Source organism: Bergeyella anatis, from assembly GCF_036016955.1.
GTDB lineage: Bacteria > Bacteroidota > Bacteroidia > Flavobacteriales > Weeksellaceae > JAYWXI01.
Window position 1 is genome coordinate 70,658 of record NZ_JAYWXI010000003.1, and the last position, 20,427, is coordinate 91,084.

18 protein-coding genes and 1 tRNA gene are annotated in these 20,427 nt (G+C 43.8%); 9 read left to right on the forward strand and 10 right to left on the reverse strand.

Annotation, left to right across the window (positions count from 1 at the left end; genetic code table 11):
- Positions 1–5: 5 nt before the first annotated feature.
- Positions 6–839, reverse strand: a complete 834-nt coding sequence (locus VQ048_RS03035) for an ion transporter (protein WP_327610210.1) — start codon at positions 837–839, stop codon at positions 6–8.
- A gap of 64 nt (positions 840–903) precedes the next feature.
- Here VQ048_RS03035 and VQ048_RS03040 point away from each other — a divergent pair, with 64 nt between their 5' ends.
- Positions 904–2,001 (forward strand): Nif3-like dinuclear metal center hexameric protein, encoded by a 1,098-nt coding sequence (locus tag VQ048_RS03040; protein ID WP_327610211.1) that lies wholly within the window; start codon positions 904–906, stop codon positions 1,999–2,001.
- A gap of 3 nt (positions 2,002–2,004) precedes the next feature.
- Entirely contained in the window at positions 2,005–2,784 is a 780-nt protein-coding gene (locus tag VQ048_RS03045) for a zinc ribbon domain-containing protein (RefSeq protein ID WP_327610212.1), read from the forward strand.
- Between the two features lie 92 nt (positions 2,785–2,876).
- On the opposite strand, the gene VQ048_RS03050 is transcribed toward VQ048_RS03045, so the two are convergent.
- The 4 genes from VQ048_RS03050 to VQ048_RS03065 all read right to left on the reverse strand — a co-directional run bounded on the left by VQ048_RS03050 (position 2,877) and on the right by VQ048_RS03065 (position 5,765).
- On the reverse strand, positions 2,877–3,491 hold the full coding sequence (locus VQ048_RS03050; protein WP_327610213.1) for a DUF4230 domain-containing protein: 615 nt from the start codon (positions 3,489–3,491) through the stop codon (positions 2,877–2,879).
- A gap of 9 nt (positions 3,492–3,500) precedes the next feature.
- Complete coding sequence (locus tag VQ048_RS03055; protein WP_327610214.1) at positions 3,501–4,064, reverse strand: TlpA family protein disulfide reductase; 564 nt, start codon at positions 4,062–4,064, stop codon at positions 3,501–3,503.
- Between the two features lie 4 nt (positions 4,065–4,068).
- Positions 4,069–4,536, reverse strand: a complete 468-nt coding sequence (locus VQ048_RS03060; RefSeq protein WP_327610215.1) for a pyrophosphohydrolase domain-containing protein — start codon at positions 4,534–4,536, stop codon at positions 4,069–4,071.
- Between the two features lie 86 nt (positions 4,537–4,622).
- On the reverse strand, positions 4,623–5,765 hold the full coding sequence (locus tag VQ048_RS03065; protein WP_327610216.1) for an acyl-CoA dehydrogenase family protein: 1,143 nt from the start codon (positions 5,763–5,765) through the stop codon (positions 4,623–4,625).
- A gap of 206 nt (positions 5,766–5,971) precedes the next feature.
- On the opposite strand from VQ048_RS03065, the gene VQ048_RS03070 reads away from it, so the two are divergent.
- From VQ048_RS03070 to pheT, 7 genes are all read left to right on the forward strand, one after another.
- Positions 5,972–7,225, forward strand: a complete 1,254-nt coding sequence (locus VQ048_RS03070) for a pyridoxal phosphate-dependent aminotransferase (RefSeq protein ID WP_327610217.1) — start codon at positions 5,972–5,974, stop codon at positions 7,223–7,225.
- A 19-nt stretch (positions 7,226–7,244) separates the two neighbouring features.
- Complete coding sequence (gene kdsB / locus VQ048_RS03075) at positions 7,245–7,994, forward strand: 3-deoxy-manno-octulosonate cytidylyltransferase (protein ID WP_327610218.1); 750 nt, start codon at positions 7,245–7,247, stop codon at positions 7,992–7,994.
- A 96-nt stretch (positions 7,995–8,090) separates the two neighbouring features.
- Positions 8,091–8,753, forward strand: a complete 663-nt coding sequence (locus tag VQ048_RS03080) for a histidine kinase (protein WP_327610219.1) — start codon at positions 8,091–8,093, stop codon at positions 8,751–8,753.
- 19 nt (positions 8,754–8,772) lie between these two features.
- The gene (locus VQ048_RS03085) at positions 8,773–9,348 is read left to right on the forward strand and encodes a glutathione peroxidase (protein WP_327610220.1); all 576 of its coding nucleotides are present in this window, start codon (positions 8,773–8,775) and stop codon (positions 9,346–9,348) included.
- Positions 9,349–9,373: 25 nt separating this feature from the next.
- Positions 9,374–10,264, forward strand: coding sequence for a 3-hydroxybutyryl-CoA dehydrogenase (locus VQ048_RS03090; RefSeq protein WP_327610221.1), 891 nt, complete (start codon positions 9,374–9,376; stop codon positions 10,262–10,264).
- A 217-nt stretch (positions 10,265–10,481) separates the two neighbouring features.
- Positions 10,482–11,609: a DNA polymerase III subunit beta gene (gene dnaN, locus VQ048_RS03095; protein ID WP_327610222.1), complete on the forward strand. Its 1,128-nt coding sequence runs from the start codon at positions 10,482–10,484 to the stop codon at positions 11,607–11,609.
- Positions 11,610–11,842: 233 nt separating this feature from the next.
- Entirely contained in the window at positions 11,843–14,245 is a 2,403-nt protein-coding gene (gene pheT, locus VQ048_RS03100) for a phenylalanine--tRNA ligase subunit beta (RefSeq protein ID WP_327610223.1), read from the forward strand.
- A gap of 62 nt (positions 14,246–14,307) precedes the next feature.
- On the opposite strand, the gene VQ048_RS03105 is transcribed toward pheT, so the two are convergent.
- From VQ048_RS03105 to VQ048_RS03125, 5 genes are all read right to left on the reverse strand, one after another.
- A complete protein-coding gene (locus VQ048_RS03105; RefSeq protein ID WP_327610224.1) occupies positions 14,308–14,811 on the reverse strand; it encodes a hypothetical protein in 504 nt (167 codons plus the stop codon).
- A gap of 305 nt (positions 14,812–15,116) precedes the next feature.
- Positions 15,117–15,359 (reverse strand): DUF8828 family protein, encoded by a 243-nt coding sequence (locus VQ048_RS03110; RefSeq protein ID WP_327610225.1) that lies wholly within the window; start codon positions 15,357–15,359, stop codon positions 15,117–15,119.
- Between the two features lie 166 nt (positions 15,360–15,525).
- Positions 15,526–15,597 (reverse strand) — tRNA-Arg (locus VQ048_RS03115).
- 19 nt (positions 15,598–15,616) lie between these two features.
- The gene (locus VQ048_RS03120; RefSeq protein ID WP_327610226.1) at positions 15,617–17,392 is read right to left on the reverse strand and encodes a TonB-dependent receptor; all 1,776 of its coding nucleotides are present in this window, start codon (positions 17,390–17,392) and stop codon (positions 15,617–15,619) included.
- A 60-nt stretch (positions 17,393–17,452) separates the two neighbouring features.
- Positions 17,453–20,416: a tetratricopeptide repeat protein gene (locus VQ048_RS03125; protein WP_327610227.1), complete on the reverse strand. Its 2,964-nt coding sequence runs from the start codon at positions 20,414–20,416 to the stop codon at positions 17,453–17,455.
- Positions 20,417–20,427 lie beyond the last annotated feature (11 nt).

Below are 20,427 nucleotides of genomic sequence, written 5' to 3' on the forward strand. Positions count from 1 at the left end.
TAAGGTTAATAATTTTCCAAACGTTCGCCACAAGTTTTGCAGTAGCGGGCATCGGAGTCGTTTTCGCTGTTCCCGCAGCGTTTGCAGATTCTTGTTTTGCTATTGGAGCGTTTCATTTGGGAGGTGACGATGCCGGTGGGGACGGCGATAATGCTATAACCGCAGAGCATGAGCATCACGGAGATAAATTTCCCCAAAGGGGTTACGGGAGAAATATCGCCGTAGCCTACGGTGGTGATGGTTACTACGGCCCAGTAGATGGAGGTGGGAATGTCGGTGAAGCCGTTCTGCCCGTGCTCTACGACGTACATTAGTGAGCCCAAAATGGTCACGAGAATCATGATGAAGAGCAGGAAAATATAGATTTTTCGGGAACTGTTTTTTAGTGCTTGTACAATGAACTGGCCGTCATTCATATAATCCATCAGGTTGAGGATGCGAAATACGCGCAGGATTCTCAGCAATCGGATGATGCTTAGGAACTTGGTGAATGGGAATAAAAGGCTTAAAAAGAAAGGAAGGATGGACAGAAAGTCGATAATCCCCATAAAACTGAAGATGTAATCCTTTTTGTTTTTGACGATGGCGATCCGCACGGCGTATTCGATTGTGAAGAGGATGGTGATGAGCCATTCGATGTGCACCAGTGTTTTATGGTAACGCACATCGACCTTGGGCATGCTTTCCATCATCACGAGCAAGGTGCTCATGGTAATTAAGCCTAAAAGTGAGATGTCAAAGAGTCTTCCGGCGGGGGTGTCAGCGAAATAGATGATGCGAAAAAGTTTTCTTTTCCAAGGGGCTTTTTCGGGGATCAGGTTGTGTTCTCTTTGTGGCATACTCGGGGTTATGGAGGCGACAAAATTAAATAAAAATTACTAATTTGCCCGAAATTTTGATTTTATGATTCTTAAAGATTTCGTGCAGGGGATCGAGGGGTGTTGGGCGATGGCTCAGGCGGAGGATTTTGATAATGTGGGGTTGTTATGCGGTAATCCGGAACGGGAAGTGACGGGGGTTTTGGTTTGTCATGATGCTTTGGAAACGGTGGTGGACGAGGCTGTGGCGAAAGGAGCGAATGTGATTATTTGCTTTCATCCGATTATTTTTTCGGGGCTTAAGAAACTGACCGGAAAAACCTATGTGGAGAGGGCGGTAATGAAGGCTATTGAAAATAAAATTGCCATTTATGCGGTGCATACGGCGTTGGATAACGATTATTTTGGGGTTAATTACCGTATTTGTGAAGCGTTGGGGCTTAAGGATCAAAAGGTGTTGATGCCCAAGCGGAATAATTTGCTTCAATTGGCGGTTTATGTTCCGGGGTCGCATTTGGAGGCGGTTCGGGAGGCCTTGTTTTCGGCGGGAGCAGGGCGGATTGGCTTTTACGACGAGTGTGGCTTTTCGGTGACCGGAGAGGGAACGTTTCGTCCGTTGGAGGGTTCTTCTCCTTTTTTGGGGCGTCAGGATGAGCGGACGGCTGCGGAGGAAGTTATGTTGACGGTTGTTTTTGAGGCTTACCGTCAAAATTCCGTGGTGGCAGCGATGAAGCAGGCGCATCCTTATGAGGAGGTGGCTTATCAGGTGGTGCGTTTGGAGAACGACCATGCTTATTCGGGATTGGGGCGTTACGGCGAACTGCCCGAACCTATGGCGGAGCAGGACTTTTTGGCTTTTGTGAAGTCGGTTTTCGGTTTGGCGGTGATTCGTCATTCGGGACAAGAGGGGCGGATGATCCGTCGGGTCGGGGTTTTGGGCGGAAGTGGGGCGAGTGGCATTGCGGCGGCAAAATCGGTTGGTTGCGAGGCTTATCTTACGGGGGACCTCAAGTACCACGATTTTTTTCAGGCGGAGGGGCGTATGCTTCTTTGCGATATCGGACACTTTGAATCCGAGCGGTTTGTGGTGGAACAAATGTTTGAAGTTTTGTCGGAAAAATTTACTAACTTTGCAGTCTTGAAATCCGAGGTAAATACTAATCCTGTAAATTATTTTATTTAAAATATGTCCAAAATAGCAACCGAAATCTCAGTTGAAGAAAAACTAAGAGCCCTTTACGATCTTCAAATTATTGACTCCCGATTGGATGAAATCCGTAACACCCGAGGCGAATTGCCAATTGAGGTGGAAGATTTGGAAATCGAAATCGAAGGTTTGGAGAAAAGAGCATCTAAATTCGAAAACGAAATCAAAGAGCAAAATGCAGAGATTAACACCAAAAACGAGGTGATTAACCATGCTAAATCTCTTATCGAGAAGTATAAATCCCAGCAGGATAACGTTCGCAACAACAAAGAGTTTGAAGCGTTGGGGAAAGAAATCGAGTTTCAGGAGCTTGAGATTCAGCTTGCTGAGAAGCGCATTCGTGAATTTAACGCCAAGATTGCTCATAAAAACGAGGCTTTGGATGAATTGAATTTGAAGATAGAGGAACTTCGCCAGCACCTTAAATTCAAAAAAGAGGAATTGGAAGGGCTGATTGCCGAAACTCAAAAAGAAGAGGAGTATTTGGTGGAAAAATCTCAGGAGTTTGCTTCCAAAATCGACGAGAGGTTGTTAAAGTCTTACCGTCGCATTCGTGAGAATTCGGTGAATGGTTTGGCGGTTGTAGGTTTGGAAAGAGGAGCGCCTAAGGGATCGTTCTTTACCATTCCGCCGCAGAAGCAAATGGAGATTGCACAGCGCAAGAAAATCATCATTGACGAGCATAGTGGGAAGATTTTGGTGGACGACGAGTTGGTGAATGAAGAGAATGAAAAAATGAAAGAGGTGATTAAGTTCTAATCAATTTCTTTTCTGAAAATAAAAAACTCAGCGGTTCGGTTCGAGCCGCTGAGTTTTTTTTATAAGATTTTTTTTAGAATTTTTTGGTTTAGTTAAAGCCGAGAGGGATCCAGTTGTCCCGTTTGATCTTCAATGGTGTAGTTTAAGGCCTTCGCTAAAACGAAAATTTGATTTAGGTTTTCCAGAAGCTGCTTTTTACCTTCGTTTTGCAGTCGATTTTTATCCACTTGTTGGATGGCGTAGTCTTTGGCTTTGTTTTGAATTTTACGGAGATCGTTTTCGTCGATTCGGTTGAAAAAAGAATCGTCCATCGATTGGATTTCCACGCTGGGGGTGATTTTGATTTCAGGGGTGGGAAGCTCGGTGATGACCAGTTTTTTATTGAGGCTGTCGACTTGGATTTTCATCTTTGTCAGGTCGTAGGAAACCTGAGCATTGGTTTTGGTAAAAGTAACAATTTGCTTATCCATGGATGGCAGAAAACGACTGCCTAAAAATTCGGATGTGATTTTTGTTTTGTGCAAAACCGAGAAATCCTGTTCCATCACAACCATTTTGTTCATTTTTTGAATTTGGTTGGTAATGACGTAGTAGTCGTTTTGAGTTTTGGCTTCTTTCCCCTGAGTTAATTTTTGGACTGCCATCACGGCTAAAAGAGTGAAGGCAATGCCGGCAGCGAAAACGAAAAGGTAGCGTAAAGTTTTCATAAGAGGCTTTTATTTTTTCAATAGATCGCCTATGGAGGTGTCTTGTTTGTTTAGAATTTCCAGGAGGTCTTTTTCTATGAAACCGCTTTTGGGGAATTCGATGATTCGGCCGAGTTCTTTGCCGTATTTTTTCACGATGAAGGTTGGCACTTTTTGGATGTTGTGCAGGCCTTCTTCTCCGCTGGGCGATTCTTTTTTTCGGTTAACGCCTACGATGAGCATTTTTTCTTTCGGGTATTTTAGCTGATCCAATAATTTCATTAAACGAGGAAACTCTCTGTGGCTGTCTTCGCACCAAGTCCCCACGAAAATCACCAGTTGGTAAGACCCCAATTTTTTCTTTCGCAATTGGGAAAGGGTTGGCTCGTCGATTTCGTAATTGCTGTATTCTTCGTTGTGCCAGGAGGCATAGGGTTCGCGTAAAAATTGAGAGGCGGTTTGGGGGCCTAGCAGCATTTTTCCGTCGTTTTGACTTTCGACCTCGCGGTTAACAACTACCTTTCGGCTTTCGCAAGACTGAAGGGCAAGAATGCAAACGGCTGAGAATAAGAGGGCTTTGGTTAATTTTTTCATAGGGTTATTTTTCGATGATGGATTTTAGGTCGGCGGGAGAGTAGCGGATGCTTTTTAAGACTTTGTCGTCGGAGCAGCGGTGGACGTTTATTTTGGTTCCGCGGGGCTTGGCGTAGGCTTCTTCTCCTTTGGCTTTGTAGTGCGCTATGGTTTCGTCGGCTTCCTGTTGGGTATTGCAGGCTTTGGACATGTTGGAACGTTGCACTTCGTTGAAGAGTTCTACGAAGCGTTCGCCCAGTCCAAATTCTAAGACGGCGCCGCTTAGCACGTATTGCAAATCGCAAAGGGCATCGGCTATACCTACCAAATCGTGGTCGTTTATGGCGGCTTTCAGTTCGTCCAGTTCTTCCTGAAGAAGAGCGACTCTAAGCTCGCAACGTTCTTTGGATGGGATTTGCGGTGTTTTTAATATGGGGGCGTCGAAGGTTTTGTGGAACTCGGCCACTTGATTTAAGCTGTCTAACTTTTCCATAAGGGTTTAAAATGAGGGACAAAGATAAAAAAAGCATCGTCAAAAAACGATGCTTTTGCAGGGTGGTTTTACGCTCTGCGTTGGAATTATTTGGATATTTCTCTTCCGATGACCAATCTTTGAATTTCGGAAGTTCCTTCTCCGATGGTGCAGAGTTTGGCATCGCGATAGAATTTTTCCACTGGAAAGTCTTTGGTATAGCCGTATCCTCCGAAAATTTGAACGGCGTTATTGGCTATTCTTACGCAGGCTTCGGAGGCATAGAGTTTGGCCATGGCTCCTTCCTTGGTCATTTTTTCTTTTCGGTCTTTCATGTCGGCGGCGCGACGGATGAGCAGCTCGGCGGCGTCAATTTCCGTAGCCATGTCGGCAAGCATGAAATTAACCGCTTGAAACTCGTTGATGGCTTTACCGAATTGATGACGCTCTTTGGAGTATTTTAAGGCGGCTTTGTAGGCGCCTCGGGCGATGCCTAGGCTCAGGGCGGCAATGGAAATTCGGCCTCCATCCAAAATTTTCATGGCTTGTTTAAAGCCTTCTCCCACTTCACCCAAGCGGTGAGAGTCCGGTACGCGGACGTTATCGAAGATTAGTTCGGCGGTTTCGGAAGCCCGCATTCCCAGTTTGTTTTCTTTTTTTCCGGAGCTGAATCCCGGCATGCCTTTTTCCAAAACAAAGGCGGTGGAATTGTTCCGGGTGCCTTTTTCTCCCGTGCGGGTCATCACCACGGCGACATCCCCCGAAATTGCGTGGGTGATGAAGTTTTTGGCACCGTTGATGATCCATTCGTCTCCGTCTTTTACGGCGGTAGTGCTCATTCCTCCGGAGTCGGAGCCGGTGTTGTGTTCGGTTAGCCCCCATGCGCCGATGATTTGTCCCGAAGCCAGCTTAGGAAGCCATCGGTTTCGTTGTTCTTCGTTTCCGAATTCGTAGATGTGGTTGGTACATAGGGAATTGTGTGCCGCAACGGAAAGCCCGATGGAGGGATCAACTTGGGAAATTTCGTCCAAGATGGTAACGTATTCTTGGTAGCCTAGCCCAGAGCCGCCGTATTTTTCAGGAATGACAATGCCCATAAAGCCCATTTCGCCCAATTGGTGGAAAAGTTCGACCGGGAAAGTCTGGCTTTCATCCCAGGTCATAATGTTTGGGCGGATATTTTTTTCTGCAAAATCTTTTGCGGTGTCTGCGATGAGTTGCAGGTTGTTCGAGGTGTTATTAGTGTTCATTGAATATAGTTTGCTCAAATATAATTAAAATTTATTTTATTCGGAAAGGGGAGTTTTTATGTCGGCTTTATTTTAACATTTTTTAGGATGGGCGGGTTTTTATTTCTTTGCCGAGGTTTAGTATCTTTGGAATCTTAATGATGCGGCTTCGGATTACTGGACGAGTGACGCGGAGCCATTACTAACCTCAAAAACATAATATAAAAGTGAAAGTATCCAAACTCGCCGCTAACCTTATAGGTTCGGAAATCGTCAAGATAGGGAATGAAGTCAATGACCTGAAAGCCAAAGGGGCAGAAATAGCTAATCTTACGATTGGGGATCTTAACTCCCGACTTTATCCGATTCCTTCGGAACTGAAGCAGGAAATTCAAAATGCCTACGAAGATAATCAGACCAATTACCCGCCGGCTAATGGGCTTTTGGCTTTGCGTCAGACGGTTTCTGAGGATTTGAAAAAACGTTGGAAACTGGATTACGAGCCGGAAGATATTTTGATTACGGCGGGGGCTAGGCCACTTATCTATGCGATATACAAGGTGATTGTCGATGAGGGGGATAAGGTCATTTACCCGACGCCTTCGTGGAACAATAACCATTATGCTTATCTGACTTCGGCTAAAGCGGTAGAGGTGGAGACCGGGGTTTCCAATAATTTTTTGCCTACGGCGGCGGAATTGAAGCCGCATTTGGAAGGGGCTGTGTTGCTTTCGCTTTGTTCTCCGCTTAATCCTACGGGGACGATGTTTACCAAGGCTCAGCTTTCGGAAATATGCGAAATGGTCATTGAGGAGAATGCTCGCCGAAAGGAAGGCGAAAAACCGCTTTATCTGCTGTATGATCAGATTTACTCTAACCTTACGTTTGAAGCGGAACATTATAGCCCCGTGGCTTTATTTCCGGAGATGAAAGACTATACGATTTATGTTGACGGGATCTCCAAAAGTTTGGCTGCGACGGGGGTTCGGGTCGGCTGGGGCTTTGGTCCTTCGGAGGTGATTTCTAAAATGAAGGCTTTGCTGACCCATGTGGGGGCTTGGGCTCCGAAGCCTGAGCAGGCTGCTGTTGCAAACTATTATGCCGACGAAGCGAAGGTGGAAGGTTTCATTAGCGATTTTAAGGCCAAACTTCAGGCGAATCTCCAAGCGCTTCATCATGGGGTTCAAGCCATGAAAAGCAAGGGTTTTTCTGTGGAAAGCATTCAGCCGATGGGGGCAATGTACCTTACGATAAAATTGGATTATGTCGGGAAGCAAAAACCGGATGGAAGCTGTATTTCGGATACTTCGGATTTGGTGTTTTACCTTATTCAGGAGGCGGGGGTGGCCTTGGTGCCTTTTTCGGCGTTTGGTAATGAACGGTCCATGCCTTGGTTCCGCGCTTCGGTGGGAGGGGTGAGTCTTGGTGAAATCGAAGCTTTATTCCCTCGGTTGGAAGCGGCGCTGGCCAAATTGTCTTAATTCAAAAAACAGCGAAACGATGAAGATTATAGCGGTAATTCCTGCTCGGTATGAAGCGAGCCGGTTTCCGGGTAAGCTCATGCAGGATTTGGGCGGAAGAACGGTGATTGCTACTACGTATCGCAACGTGGTGGAGACCGGGTTGTTTGATGAAGTTTTTGTAGCCACGGATTCCGATGTTATTTTTGAGGAAATTTTAAACAGTGGCGGAAAGGCCGTTCGCACGGGGCCGCATGAAACGGGGAGCGACCGCATAGCGGAAGCGGTGCGGGGGATTGAATGCGATGTTGTGGTAAATGTTCAGGGGGACGAACCTTTTCTTAAGACTGAACCTCTTTTGCAGCTGATTTCCGTGTTTCATCAGGATCGGGAGAAAATGGTTTCCTTGGCTTCACTCAAAATAAAATTAAAAGAGCCCACGGAAATTGAAAACCCCAATAATGTGAAGGTTATTACCGATAAGCAAGGTTTTGCGATGTATTTTAGTCGTTCGGTGCTTCCTTTTCATCGGGAGCAATCGTTGGCGGTGGATTATTTTAAACATATCGGCGTTTATGCTTTTCGGCGGGAGGCACTGCTCAAATTTGCTTCGTTGCCAATGACCCCGCTTGAACAGGCGGAAAAGATAGAGTGTTTGCGCTATTTGGAACATGGCATGAAGATCAAAATGATTGAAACCGACTTTGTCGGTGTGGGGATTGACGTTCCGGAGGACTTGGAAAAAGCCCGACAGATTCTTTCGACCGAGAGTGGGGAGAAGAGCCTTTAGGTGCACTTAAATATAAAATTTTTATATTTGGTTGCTTTTTTGAAGCAGAGATTCGCTTTCAGGGTGGAGACGGTTTAGTTTAAATCAAATCATTTAATGAAGAAAATCATCATTGTTTTTTCCTTTCTTTTATCCCTTTGGCTTTCGGCGCAGAGCGGAAAGGAAATCATCGAAAAAAATATCGAACTTTCTGGGGGGCTGATTAACTGGAAATTGCTTAATTCGGTTATCCTTCAGGGCAAGGTAACGCTGGGGATTAAAGACGAATACCCTATAAAAATCTATCAGCAACGTCCTAATTTGACCAAGACCACCATTACGATTAATAAAAAAGAAACGGCGGTGGAAGGGTACGACGGAAAAAAAGGGTATGCGATGAATTATGCGGTTAATCGCTTGCAGGAGTATCCGAACTATGTGCCTGAAAATTTCGATAACGACTTTATTGATTTTGAAAATAAAGGGTTTACGGCAAAATTTTTGGGAAAGGAAAAACTGGGAGTAAACGAGGTTCTGAAGGTGGAGTTGACGAAAAACGTCAATAAAACGCTCTATTATTTCGATGCTAAAACGTACATGCTGTTGAGGGAGGACAAAAAAGACGAAACGTTGATTTATTCGGACTATCGCAAGGTGGGGAATTTGTTTTTCCCTTTTCGTATCGAGGGGTCCAGTCCCAAGAAGGAAAGCGATTACGTTATGCTGATTCAAAAGATAGAAACCAACAAAGTGCTTCCGGAAAACACTTTTAAATTCTAATTACGAAAACGAACCGAAAATGAAAAAACTATTTTTGTGGCTTTTATCGGTAGCGGCTTTGGTTCAGAGCTGTACGAGTAAAAAAAGCGAAACGGCCAAAGCCGAGTTGGAGGCCAATAAAGGAAAAACCCTTTACGATTACAAAGTTGAAGCGCTTGAGGGCGGGACGATTGATTTTGCGGACTTCAAGGGAAAAAAGGTCCTGATCGTGAATACGGCTTCCGAATGCGGGTTTACCCCGCAGTATGCCGAACTTCAAGCCCTTTACGACCAATACAAGGATCGTTTGGTGATTGTTGGTTTTCCGGCTAATAATTTTGGCGGTCAAGAGCCCGGGAGCAATACGGAGATTGCAACCTTTTGCCAGCGGAATTACGGTGTGAGCTTTCCCATGGCGGCTAAGGTTTCCGTTAAAGGGGATGATATGGCGCCTATTTTCCGCTATTTGACGGAGAAGGAACTCAACGGGGTTAAAAGCAGTGCGGTGCTTTGGAATTTCACCAAATTTTTGTTGGACGAAAACGGTAAGTTGATCGACAGTTTCAACAGTGCTACCAAACCGACCAGTGAAGCCATTACTCGGTATTTGAACTAATGTTTTAAAAATTAAACGGATTATTATGAATACTATCGTTGTCATTGGAGCGGGAACCATGGGGAATGGAATTGCCCATGCGTTTGCTCAATCGGGATTCTCTGTTAAATTGGTGGATGTTTCTCAAAGTGCTTTGGATAGGGGATTGAAGACTATTTCTTCCAATTTGGATCGAATGATAGCCAAAGGGCATCTTACCGAGGAACAGAAGACGGCGACCTTGGGCAATATTGTTACTTTTACGGAGTTAAAGGAAGCGGTTGGTCAGGCTGATCTTATCGTGGAGGCGGCGACGGAAAATTTGGAATTGAAGCTTAAAATTTTTGCTCAAATGGACGAATTTTCGCCTTCAGATTGTATTTTGGCTACTAATACGTCTTCGATATCCATCACTAAAATTGCTTCGGCCACCCGCCGGCCGGACAAAGTCATCGGGATGCACTTTATGAATCCGGTGCCTATTATGAAATTGGTCGAAATCATCAAAGGGTATTCCACTTCTCAGGATACATTTGAGGCGGTTTATGCCATGAGTAAGACTTTGGGGAAAGTTCCCGTGGAAGTGAACGATTATCCGGGGTTTGTGGCTAATAGGATTTTGATGCCCATGATTAACGAGGCGATTGAGACGCTTCATCACGGGGTTGCGGGAGTGGAAGAGATTGATACGGTGATGAAACTCGGGATGGCACATCCTATGGGACCGTTGCAGTTGGCCGATTTTATCGGGCTGGACGTATGTCTTGCGATTTTAGAGGTGATGTATGCCGGATTCCGAAATCCGAAATATGCTCCGAATCCGCTTTTGGTCAATATGGTAACGGCCGGAAAACTCGGCGTAAAATCCGGTGAGGGCTTCTACGACTATTCGGAGAGTAAGAAGGCGGAAAAGGTTTCGGCCATGTTCCGAAAATAAATCGTTGGAGAGTCATAATCTTTTGGATTAAAAAACTAAAAAACACAGGCTTATCGTTTGTGTTTTTTTAATTTGTTGGCGATAGGAAATGGTGACGTTGGATTTTAGCATTGTTTGGTTTTTCGACGGTTATTGTTGATAACTTGGGCGGTTGGTGGGGTTTATTTTTTCGGTATTGTATTTCAAATTTCCCTATATTTGTAAAAATAATTTTTTTATGAAATTTATTGTTTCGAGTGGAGAATTGCAGAAGGCTCTGCAAACGGTGAGTGGCGTGATTTCGAATTCGCAGTCACGGCCGATACTGGAAAATTATCTTTTTGACTTGGAGGAAAACAATCTGACCATAACGGCTTCGGACGGGGAAACCACTTTGATAACATCGTTGGAAGTAAAAGCCGATGATTCGGGGAAATTTGCTGTTCCGGCGAAGATTTTTCAAGATTTCATAAAGACTTATGGCGAGCAGCCTTTGACGCTTTCGGTGAAAGAGAATGAGGAGGGGGTCGGAAGTCTTTTGGAGATTTTGGATGAAAAGGACAATTTTGCGGTGGCTTTGGATAATGCGGAGGATTATCCGGAATTGCCGGAGTTTGATGCGTCGCAAAGCGTAACTATCCCTGCGGGGGTGCTTTCGGAAGCGCTTACCAATACACTTTTTGCTACTTCCAATGATTCGCTTAGACCGGTGATGACGGGGGTTTTGTTCCAGTTTAAGGAGGATGAGACCAACTTTGTTTCCACCGACTCCCACCGTTTGGTGGTTTATAAGAGAACCGATCTTATTGCCGAACCGATGGAATTCATCATGCCGAAAAAACCGTTGAATATCTTCAAGAATATTTTAGCGAATTCGGGAGAGGATGTGGTTATCGAGTTTAATGAGAATATGGCTAAATTCAAATTCGGAAACAATGTTTGGATTTGTCGTTTGATTGATGGGAAGTACCCGAATTATAGTGCTGTGATTCCGAAGGAAAATCCTAACGTTTTGACCATTAATCGGAATTTGTTGCTTAATGCTATCCGGAGGGCTTCCATTATGTCTAATAAATCGACTAATCAGGTGCGCTTTAAGCTTTCGGGCAACGTGCTTCATCTTCATGCCGAAGATACGGAATTCGCCAACAAAGCGGATATGCAGGTGCCTTGCGACTATAATGGGGAAGACATCAATATCGGATTTTCGTCTAAGTTTTTAACGGAAATGCTTTCGGTTTTGGCTTCGGACGACGTAACGATGAAGATGTCCCAGCCGAACCGTCCGGGGATTTTGGAGCCGGTGGATGGCTTGGAGGATCATGAGCATCTTTTGATGTTATCAATGCCGGTTATCGGAATGTAAAATTTCTGCAACCCTAAATAACACAGCGAAATAACACAGAGGGATTTGAGCATTTCAAATCTCTCTTTTTTATGATGGAATAATTCCTTTTTTGTAGGCATAACGAAGGGAAATCATTTTAAAATCTCTCAAAAAATCCCGATATTTGCAGCTTTGAGAAAAAGACAAAAACCAATAATTTTCTCCGTAAACCTAACGGAAACAGGCGGAGGCACTATTTCAAATTTAGAAGAATGAAAATTTCGAACAACTGGTTAAAAGAATACCTTCAGACCGATTTGAGGTCCGAAAAAATCGGCGAATATCTTACCGATATAGGATTGGAAGTGGAGGGCATCGAACCCTTTGAAAACATTAAAGGCGGCTTAGAAGGCATTGTGGTAGGGAAAGTTCTTACCTGCGAAAAGCACCCCAACGCGGATAAATTAAAAATCACCACGGTGGATATCGGGGAGGGGCGAATCCTAAATATTGTGTGCGGAGCACCCAATGTGGCGGCCGGGCAGACAGTTCCCGTGGCGACGGTCGGAACAAAAATTTATACGAAAGAAGGGGATTTTTTCGAGATAAAGGAAGCCAAAATCCGTGGGGAAAAATCTCAGGGGATGATTTGTGCGGAGGACGAGCTCGGTTTAAGCGACGATCACGGTGGGATTATGGTTTTGGACGAAACCCGTTACACGGTAGGTGCTCCTTTTGCACAATATTTCGATATTGTGAAGGATGAAGTTTATGAAATCGGACTCACGCCTAACCGAACCGATGCAATGTCGCATTATGGGGTTGCAAGAGATTTGCACGCTTTTCTTTCTTCCAACCAATTGAAATCCGAATTTGAAAAAATGGCGTCTCAGCCGGTTTCGTCTCAGGGAACGCATGAATTCCGTTTGGAAGTGGAAGACTCGGAACTCTGTCCCCGATACATCGGAGCCGTCATTGACAACGTAAGGGTGGGAGAGTCCCCCGAATGGCTGAAAAACAGACTAAAAGCCATTGGATTGAGTCCTATTAACAATGTGGTAGACATTACCAACTATATTCTTCATGGTTTTGGCCAGCCGCTTCATGCGTTCGATGCGGATAAAATCGCAGGACAGACCGTAAGGGTAGGCGTAAGTCAGGAAGGAGAGACTTTCACTACTTTGGATGGCGTTAAGAGAACGCTGAAAGGAACGGAAATCATGATTAAAGACGGCAACAACCGTCCGCTTTGTTTGGCTGGCGTTTTCGGTGGAGAAGATTTTGGAGTTGGGGCACAGACCCGTAAGGTTTTTTTAGAGAGTGCTTATTTCAATCCGGTTGCCATTAGGAAAGGAGCGAAGCTCCATGGGCTGAATACGGATGCTTCTTTCCGTTTTGAACGCGGGGTGGATCCTAATACGACCAAAACGGCTTTGACCCATGCGATTAAGCTGCTGGAAGAGCTTGCGGGCGGAACCTTGGTGGGAGCGTTTTTGGAGCATTATCCTAAAAAAATAGAAGACCATTATATTATCCTTCGTTTTTCTAAGATTGAGCAGATTTTGGGGCTTAAGATTCATAAGGAAAAAGTGAGGGAAATTCTTAAGTCTTTGGAGATAGATGTGTTGAATGATATTCCGAACGGATTTGAAATTTCCGTACCGGCATACCGTGCGGATGTAACGCGTGAAATTGACGTTATCGAGGAAATCCTTCGTATTTACGGATACAACAAAATTGATGCACCGCAAAAGATCGCTTTCACACCGGTTAAACTCAGCTTTAACGATCAGGACGAGCTGGAGAATTCATGGGCGAGACTGCTTCAAGGCAATGGATTTTACGAAGTTATGAATAACTCTCTGACTTCGGTAAAGGACGAAACCGATGCTGTAAAGCTTCTTAATCCGTTAAGTGGGGATTTGGCTTTTATGAGAAAATCCCTTTTGGAAGGTCTTTTGGATAATGCGGTTTATAATATTAACCGTAGGAATTCCGACATCAAATTTTTCGAATACGGAAAAATTTACCATAAACGCGATCAGTACGAAGAGCGAAAGCAAATGGCGATTTTGGTTTCCGGACGGGATCAGGCTGAAAACTGGCTCCAGCCAAAATCGGCTACCGATTTTTATCATTTGAAGGGGTATGTGAGTCTTTTGTTTGAACGATTGGATTTGAACGTGACAGAATCCGCTTTGGAGGACGAGCGTTTTTCGGATGCTTTGGAATGGACTTTTGATGGAAAACCCCTTGCCCGTATAGGGAAAGTGAGTGAATCTCTATTGAAAACCAAGGGAATAGAGCAGGAGTGCTACTATGCTGAAATCGAATTGGAAACGGTACAAAAACTTCGTCGTAAAGACAACTTCAAATTTGCCGATATTCCGAAGTTCAACAAAATCCGAAGAGATTTGGCATTGTTGGTGGATAAAAACATAACTTATGCCGAATTGTATGATGCCGCAAGGAAGCAGCCTTCGCCTTATTTGAGGCAGATTAATTTGTTCGATGTTTATGAAGGAAAAAATCTTCCTGAAGGGAAAAAATCTTATGCGTTGAGTTTTGAATTGCTCAATGAAGAAAAAACATTGGAAGAAAAAGAAATCAGTGAAGTGATGAATGCTTTAATCCGAACGTTTGAAAAATCGTTTGGAGCGGAATTACGAGGTTAAAGCCATTGCTTTTTGTTAAAAAAACTCCCGATAAGATTCGGGAGTTTTTTTATTGAATGATTTTATGGTTTTGTCGTAAAATGCGTTTGAATTTCTTCGCAGCGAACGGGGGCTAAAGTTTGTCCTTCAAATTTTACGGTTTTGGGATCGGCGTAACGCAGGTTGGCGTCGTATTTTCCGGTGCCTTCCCGCAAGCGGTCGTTTTGTTTCAGAAACCATATTTCTTTCAGTATTTCCTGGCCATCGGATTGATAACTGCAGTCAACCTTTATTGTGTCACCATGGCTGGTTCCGACAATGTCGCCCGAAAGATTTTGTGTTCCGGCATACCGAATTTTACCGGTTATGGTTCCCAAATTGTCGTCCATCTGAAGGTAGAGAGAATCTTTGGTTCCGGTATAAGCGTAGCAGTCGGTCGTGGCAGCCAATGTACTGTCGGCTACGCTGATTTGGTCTTTGAAAACACCTGTGGAATCAGGTGTTTCGCTAACCGTTATTTCATTTTTTTTATTGCAGGCCGTCAACAAAAGAGCCGTACCAATACCCATGAATAGATGTTTTTTCATTTTGGTTTATTGTTTTCAGGATTTTTATAAAGTTTAAAAATACGAAAAACGAATAAAATAAGCAAAATACTAAAAAGTCCTATAATTTATATTATGTTAAATTGTAATAGTTTTTTACTTTTGTTGGTTTAAAAATCAATTATCTTGAGGCTGAGACGTTCTCCTTTCTTTAAATTAAAGCATGCTATATAATAATTTCAAATGAAAAAATGTTTAGATAGCATCATTCATCTTGTATCCAAAAAAAAGAACTCCAAAAGTTTGGAGTTCTTTTGAGCTGTAATAGCGATTATTTTCGATCACACTTAGGCTTCGTCTTCTTCTTCATCGTATTTGGCAAGCTCGTCATCGCACCATTTGAAAGCCGCTTCAACCACTTTAGTAGCTTCATCTGCGATGGTTTCCTCGTCGTCGCCTTCCAAATCGTCCAGCCATTCCACTTCTTCTTCCTCTACATTAAGAATGAACCGAGGGTACTCCGTATGTACGACGAACAAATCTTCTGGCATTTCGGAATTGTCTGCCAATAAAAACTTAGGTAATTTCATTGTTTTAAGGTTTTAATCGTACCAAAGATAAAAAAAATATCAATACGGTTGGGGAAATTTCCAAAAATCGGACGAAATAGGCTTTGGATTTAGTGAAAAAAGCCGGACGACTTAAAAATGGGTAAAAAACAAAAAGAGCTCTTCTGAAAAGAAGAACTCTTTTGTGTAGGCCCATGAGGAATCGAACCTCAACCTAAAGAACCGGAATCTTTAATTCTATCCATTAAACTATGGGCCCAATCGGGATTGCCGAAGAGTTAAAACGTAATTTTAACCCCTCCTAAAACCTGAGCGCCTAAAACCTTATAACCTTTATAGGTTTGGTATTTGGCAGCCATCAGATTATTCCCGAGTGCAAAAATACTGAAATTTTTGTGAATTTTATACTCTGCCGAAAGATTTATATCCACATACCCTCCTACTTTAGCGTTGAACTGCTCGGTTGAAGCAAATGTTCGGTTGCCTAATCCGTCTTGCAATTCGTTGATGGAAAATGAATTAGTTGTACGATCTGTAACAAAAAAGACTTTTGCTCCCAAACCTAATTTTTTTTCTAAAAGGGTGTATTTTCCACCAAAAGAAAGGTTCAAAAGCGGAACATTATAGATGTTTTCATAGTTTTTCAAGTCGTATTTGGTAAAAGCCAGTTCGGCATCCAATGCCAAATTCTGAAGCGGAAAATACTGGAGGCTTCCCTTAATCGTACTGATGTTGCCGTCATCGTATACCGCCGAAAATGTATTGGCGTAATTATAAGCCGAGCGGTTAAGCGTAAAAACATCGTCAAACAAAGGATTGGCACGGAAGAACATAATGTTTCGCATTTTGCCATAGCCTGCTTTGACATCGTATTTAAAATCTCTGGAAATATCCCCTTTCAATCCAAAATAAAAATGGTATTTCGTTTCCGTAGGCCTCAGAAGCTGATCGGAAACCAGGAAGGGATTGCTTTCAAGAAGAGAAGCGTACGAGTGATCGGTCAAGCCACCGTCCACTCCGGCATAAAACTTAAATTCGTCCGAGGCTGCGAACAAGGCTTCGGCCTGAGGAAACCAATAAAATTTGTTTGTGGTTTCGGCCTGGGTTAAATCCCGATGATTAATCCGATAATTCATCAAGGCAAACCCCGAGCCCAATCTCAAATAAGAATCTCCTTTATAAAAAGTTATTTTCGGAGCGGCTTCCATGCTAAACAGATTGCTCGTATTACGGTTGAGCAGGGAAAAAGTCGTATTTCTTGCATTCATTCCTAATCCCAAATCGGCATTCAGGGTGATTTCATCCCAAGGCCATTGGATGGCGTGTTTGGAAAGGTTAACCGAGGCTGAAAATTGATTTTCTCTGGCGTCGTAATGATCCGCCAGGAAATGAGAATTAACCCGAATATCGTTCAGAATATCGTTGGAATAAAAATCATAATAACCGTTAACCCGGATTTGGTTGGTTTTCTGTTTCAAATCCACGTCGGACGACGGAGCCAAAGCGTAAATGCCGTAATAATTGTAATCGTTTCTTTCGTACTGGGCCGTAACATTGAATTTACCTTTTTCGCCATAATGGTTTACAAAAGCATCTAAAGTGGCGTTGGCGGTTCTGGACGACCAAGGGTAGTCTTTTTTAAGCCCTTCGGTGGAGTAATAGTGAAAGTCTGTCCCTACTTCCATTTTGTTGTCCAATAAGGTGGACAGATGCCCATCTGCCAAAAAACGCCCGTAATTCCCGTAGCCTGCCCGAACGTAGTTATTTTGATGGGTGGTTTCTATCTTTGGGGAAATATCTTCTCCTTGCAGAGTCGAGGTCTTAAAATCGGATACGGCAGGAACGTTCGTGATAATGTATTTGACGGGATTTTGCGTTTTTTCTTCCGGCGGATAGTTCTTAATGCTCGCAACGGAGGTTTTCTTTTTTTCGATCGCTTTTACCTCGGGAACGCGTTGGCGTTCGAGGACGAGTCTTTCCTCTTGAATTTGCCCCCAAAGCGTTTGGGAAATCCCTAATAAAAAAAGAGGCAAGAGTTGGATGTTTCTGTTCATGATGATAGAGCGGTTCGATTGGCTTAGAGTTTTTTTAGGAACTTCTGGAGCCGTTTGTTTTTACTTGATTTGTTTTTTTACTTCTTTGGCTTCGGCGATCACATCGGGGAAGTCCTGATAATTGGCAAGAATTTGATCCACCGTATAGCTGGCCTGATACTTATCTTTTAGTCCCAAATAATTTTTGGCCATTACCACCAATGCTTTTGCGCCCCAGTAATCTTCAGAGGCATAATTATTCGCCAAGCGGAAAATGGTTTCGTTGGACGATTTAAAAGCTTTGGCTCGGTTTTGATAATAGGCTTTGGCGTATAGAGCTTCTGCGGTTACCGTAGGATTGGAAGCCTTTTCCAAAGCAAGGTATGCCGATTGGGCTTCCTGATCTTTCCCTCGTTTCATCAGGCTTCGGGCCTTGATGACTTTGGCATTTTCAATCACGCTAGCCGGGTTTTTGGCATAAGCCATAACCAAATCAGCATACTTTTCGGCCTGAGGGAGGTTCTGTTCCTCGGCAAATAATTTCATCAACTCGATATGGGAAAAATTTCTTAATGTGGCATTGGAAGAAGCCGCCAGAGCTTCCAAATATTTTTGGGCTTCTTTCAGTGTCCCTTGAGCCAAATGAATTTGAGCCAAACGCGTTTGGGCTTCCTGTTGATAATCGTTTTGAACGGCAGCCACTTCCTGAAGAACCAGTAGGGCTTTCGTTGTATTTTTCATTTGGTAGAGGCTCTCTCCTAGTTCGTATTGAGCTTGGTAGAGGGTTTCCCCTGTGGGGTTTTGGGTTAAATATTTTTCGTAAAGCGGTATGGCGTTCTTATACTCCTTTTTGGCGTAGAACTGTCTGGCAGAGGCCAAATGAATTTCGTCAATATCCGAAGCATTCACCCGAATTCCGATGTTTTGGGCAAAGGTTTGGTACCCCGATACGTCTCCGTTTTTGATGAAAATCGGTTTGGCGGTTTGGGCGATGCGGGAAGCATACGCGGTATTTTTGTATTGATTGCCTAATGAGCGCAGTTCGGCCAGGGCCTTGCTTTCCTGGTTTTGGTCGATGTAGTTTTGTGCTCTGTAAATTTGCGCATTGGCAACCAAGTCTTTATCCGTACTGCTTTTAACCACTTTTGTGAAGTAGTCGTTGGCAGAGGTGTAATCCTCGTTGGAGGCATAAGCCACGCCGATTTCGTAAAGGGCGTCGTCGGCATAATCCGATGTCGGATGCTGTGTCACCAAGCGTTTTAATGTTTCAATTTTAGCCAAAGAATCGCCTTTAAATCCTAAAGCCAATCCCTTTTGAAAGAGGGTGTAATCGTTGGCTCCTTCGGTCTTGTCGTAAATCGCTATGGCTTCGTTTAGTTGGTTGCTAGCATAGTAGGTGTCGGCTAAACGCAGTTCGGCGTCTTTTTTAAATTCCGGATCGGGATCGGCAAGGTAAGCCTTAAAATAAGTTTGGGCTTCCCCAAATTTCCCCGATTTGAAATAAGCGTACCCTAAATCATAGTTCAATTGTTTTTTCTCCTCGAAGGTTTCGTTTTTGAGCTTTTCAAAACGGACGATGGCCGAAGGGTAATTTCCTTTTTGATAGTACGTCTGCGCCAACCAGTAGAGAGCCCTAGGATAAAACGATTGATTGATGCGGGTTTCCAAACTGCGTAGAAAATAGCGTTCGGCTTCATCGTAATTTCCTTTATTGAACTCCTCTGTTCCTAAAAGGAAAGAAACTTCCTGGTCGACTTGATCGATTTCCGGGGTGGAATCAGGCAGCTTATCTATGGCGGCCAAGGTCTCTTTGTAATTCCCCGAATAAAGATAAGATTTGACGAGCAGGGATTTCATCTCGTTATTTTTTTCGCTCTGAGGGTAGCGCTGGAGATATTCCTGGATGGTTGCCGGAGCCGACTCAAAAGGATTGCCGATATCGTAGCTTAGTTTGGCGTATTGTTCGTGGGCTAATTTCTGAACTCCCGTATCGTAAGTCATTTGGTAGGCAGAACGAAAAGCCGACAGGGCTTCTTGCTTTTTACCCGTCAGAAGATAGGCGTTGCCCAGCTGATAATATGCATTTTGGGACATGGCCGAGCGGCTGTTGGTTAGACGGTTATAATAAGTGACCGCCTCGTCGTATTTTTGCAATTGGGAAGCGACAAATCCCATTTCGTACAAATCGCTTTCGGAAGGTTCTTGTTGCGATTGCAAATAGACCTTAAGATGAGGATAAGCCGACGCATAATCCTCTTTCATAAAATAGCTCTCGCCTATGATTTTGTGAACTTCGGCTCGATAAGTTTCGGGAAGATTTTCATTTAGTAATGCACTTCCCTCTTCTATCGCTTTGTCGTAGTTTTTTTCGTTGTAATAGAGTTGGACGTAGTAAGGCTGAACCAGTTTGGTGTAACGAATGTCGCTTTTTATTGTGTCAAAAAAACCGAAAGCCTTGTCGTTTTGACCATCGGCGTAATAAAGATGCCCCAGCATATAGGAAAGGTCTGCACGAGTTTGTTCGTCGGCTTGTTTGTAGGCTTCTTCCAGGGCTTCTGTGGCTCCTTTAGTGTCTCCCGTCATGAATTTGGCGTACCCCAGTTTAAGGATGTATTCGGTGTTTTCTTCCCGGGACAGCTGGTATTGGTTAATGCTCTGAAGCGTTTGAAGAGCCAGGGCAAAATCTTTCTTAACCAAATAGTAATCCGCAAGCGGAAGGCTGGCTTGGGAAAAATAGGCCGATTGGGGGTAAGCTTTCATAAAGGCTTCGAGCCCTTCTTCAGCTTTGTTGCGTTGAAGAATTACGCCTATTACGTTGTCAAAAAATCGGGCGGCTTCTTTTCGAGATTCGGATAACGACCGATCGTAGAAATAATGTTGAGAATAGCCGTATTGCGCTGCGGCAAATACCCTTGTCTGATAGAGATTCTCCGCTAAATCATAGAGATAGTGGTTTTGTTTTTGGTAGTAGGCCGTCTGTTGGGCTTCGGTGTTACCGAAAAAGAGAACCGCCGCAGAGGCTATCCATATTTTTTTTGAATTCATACCTTGATTAA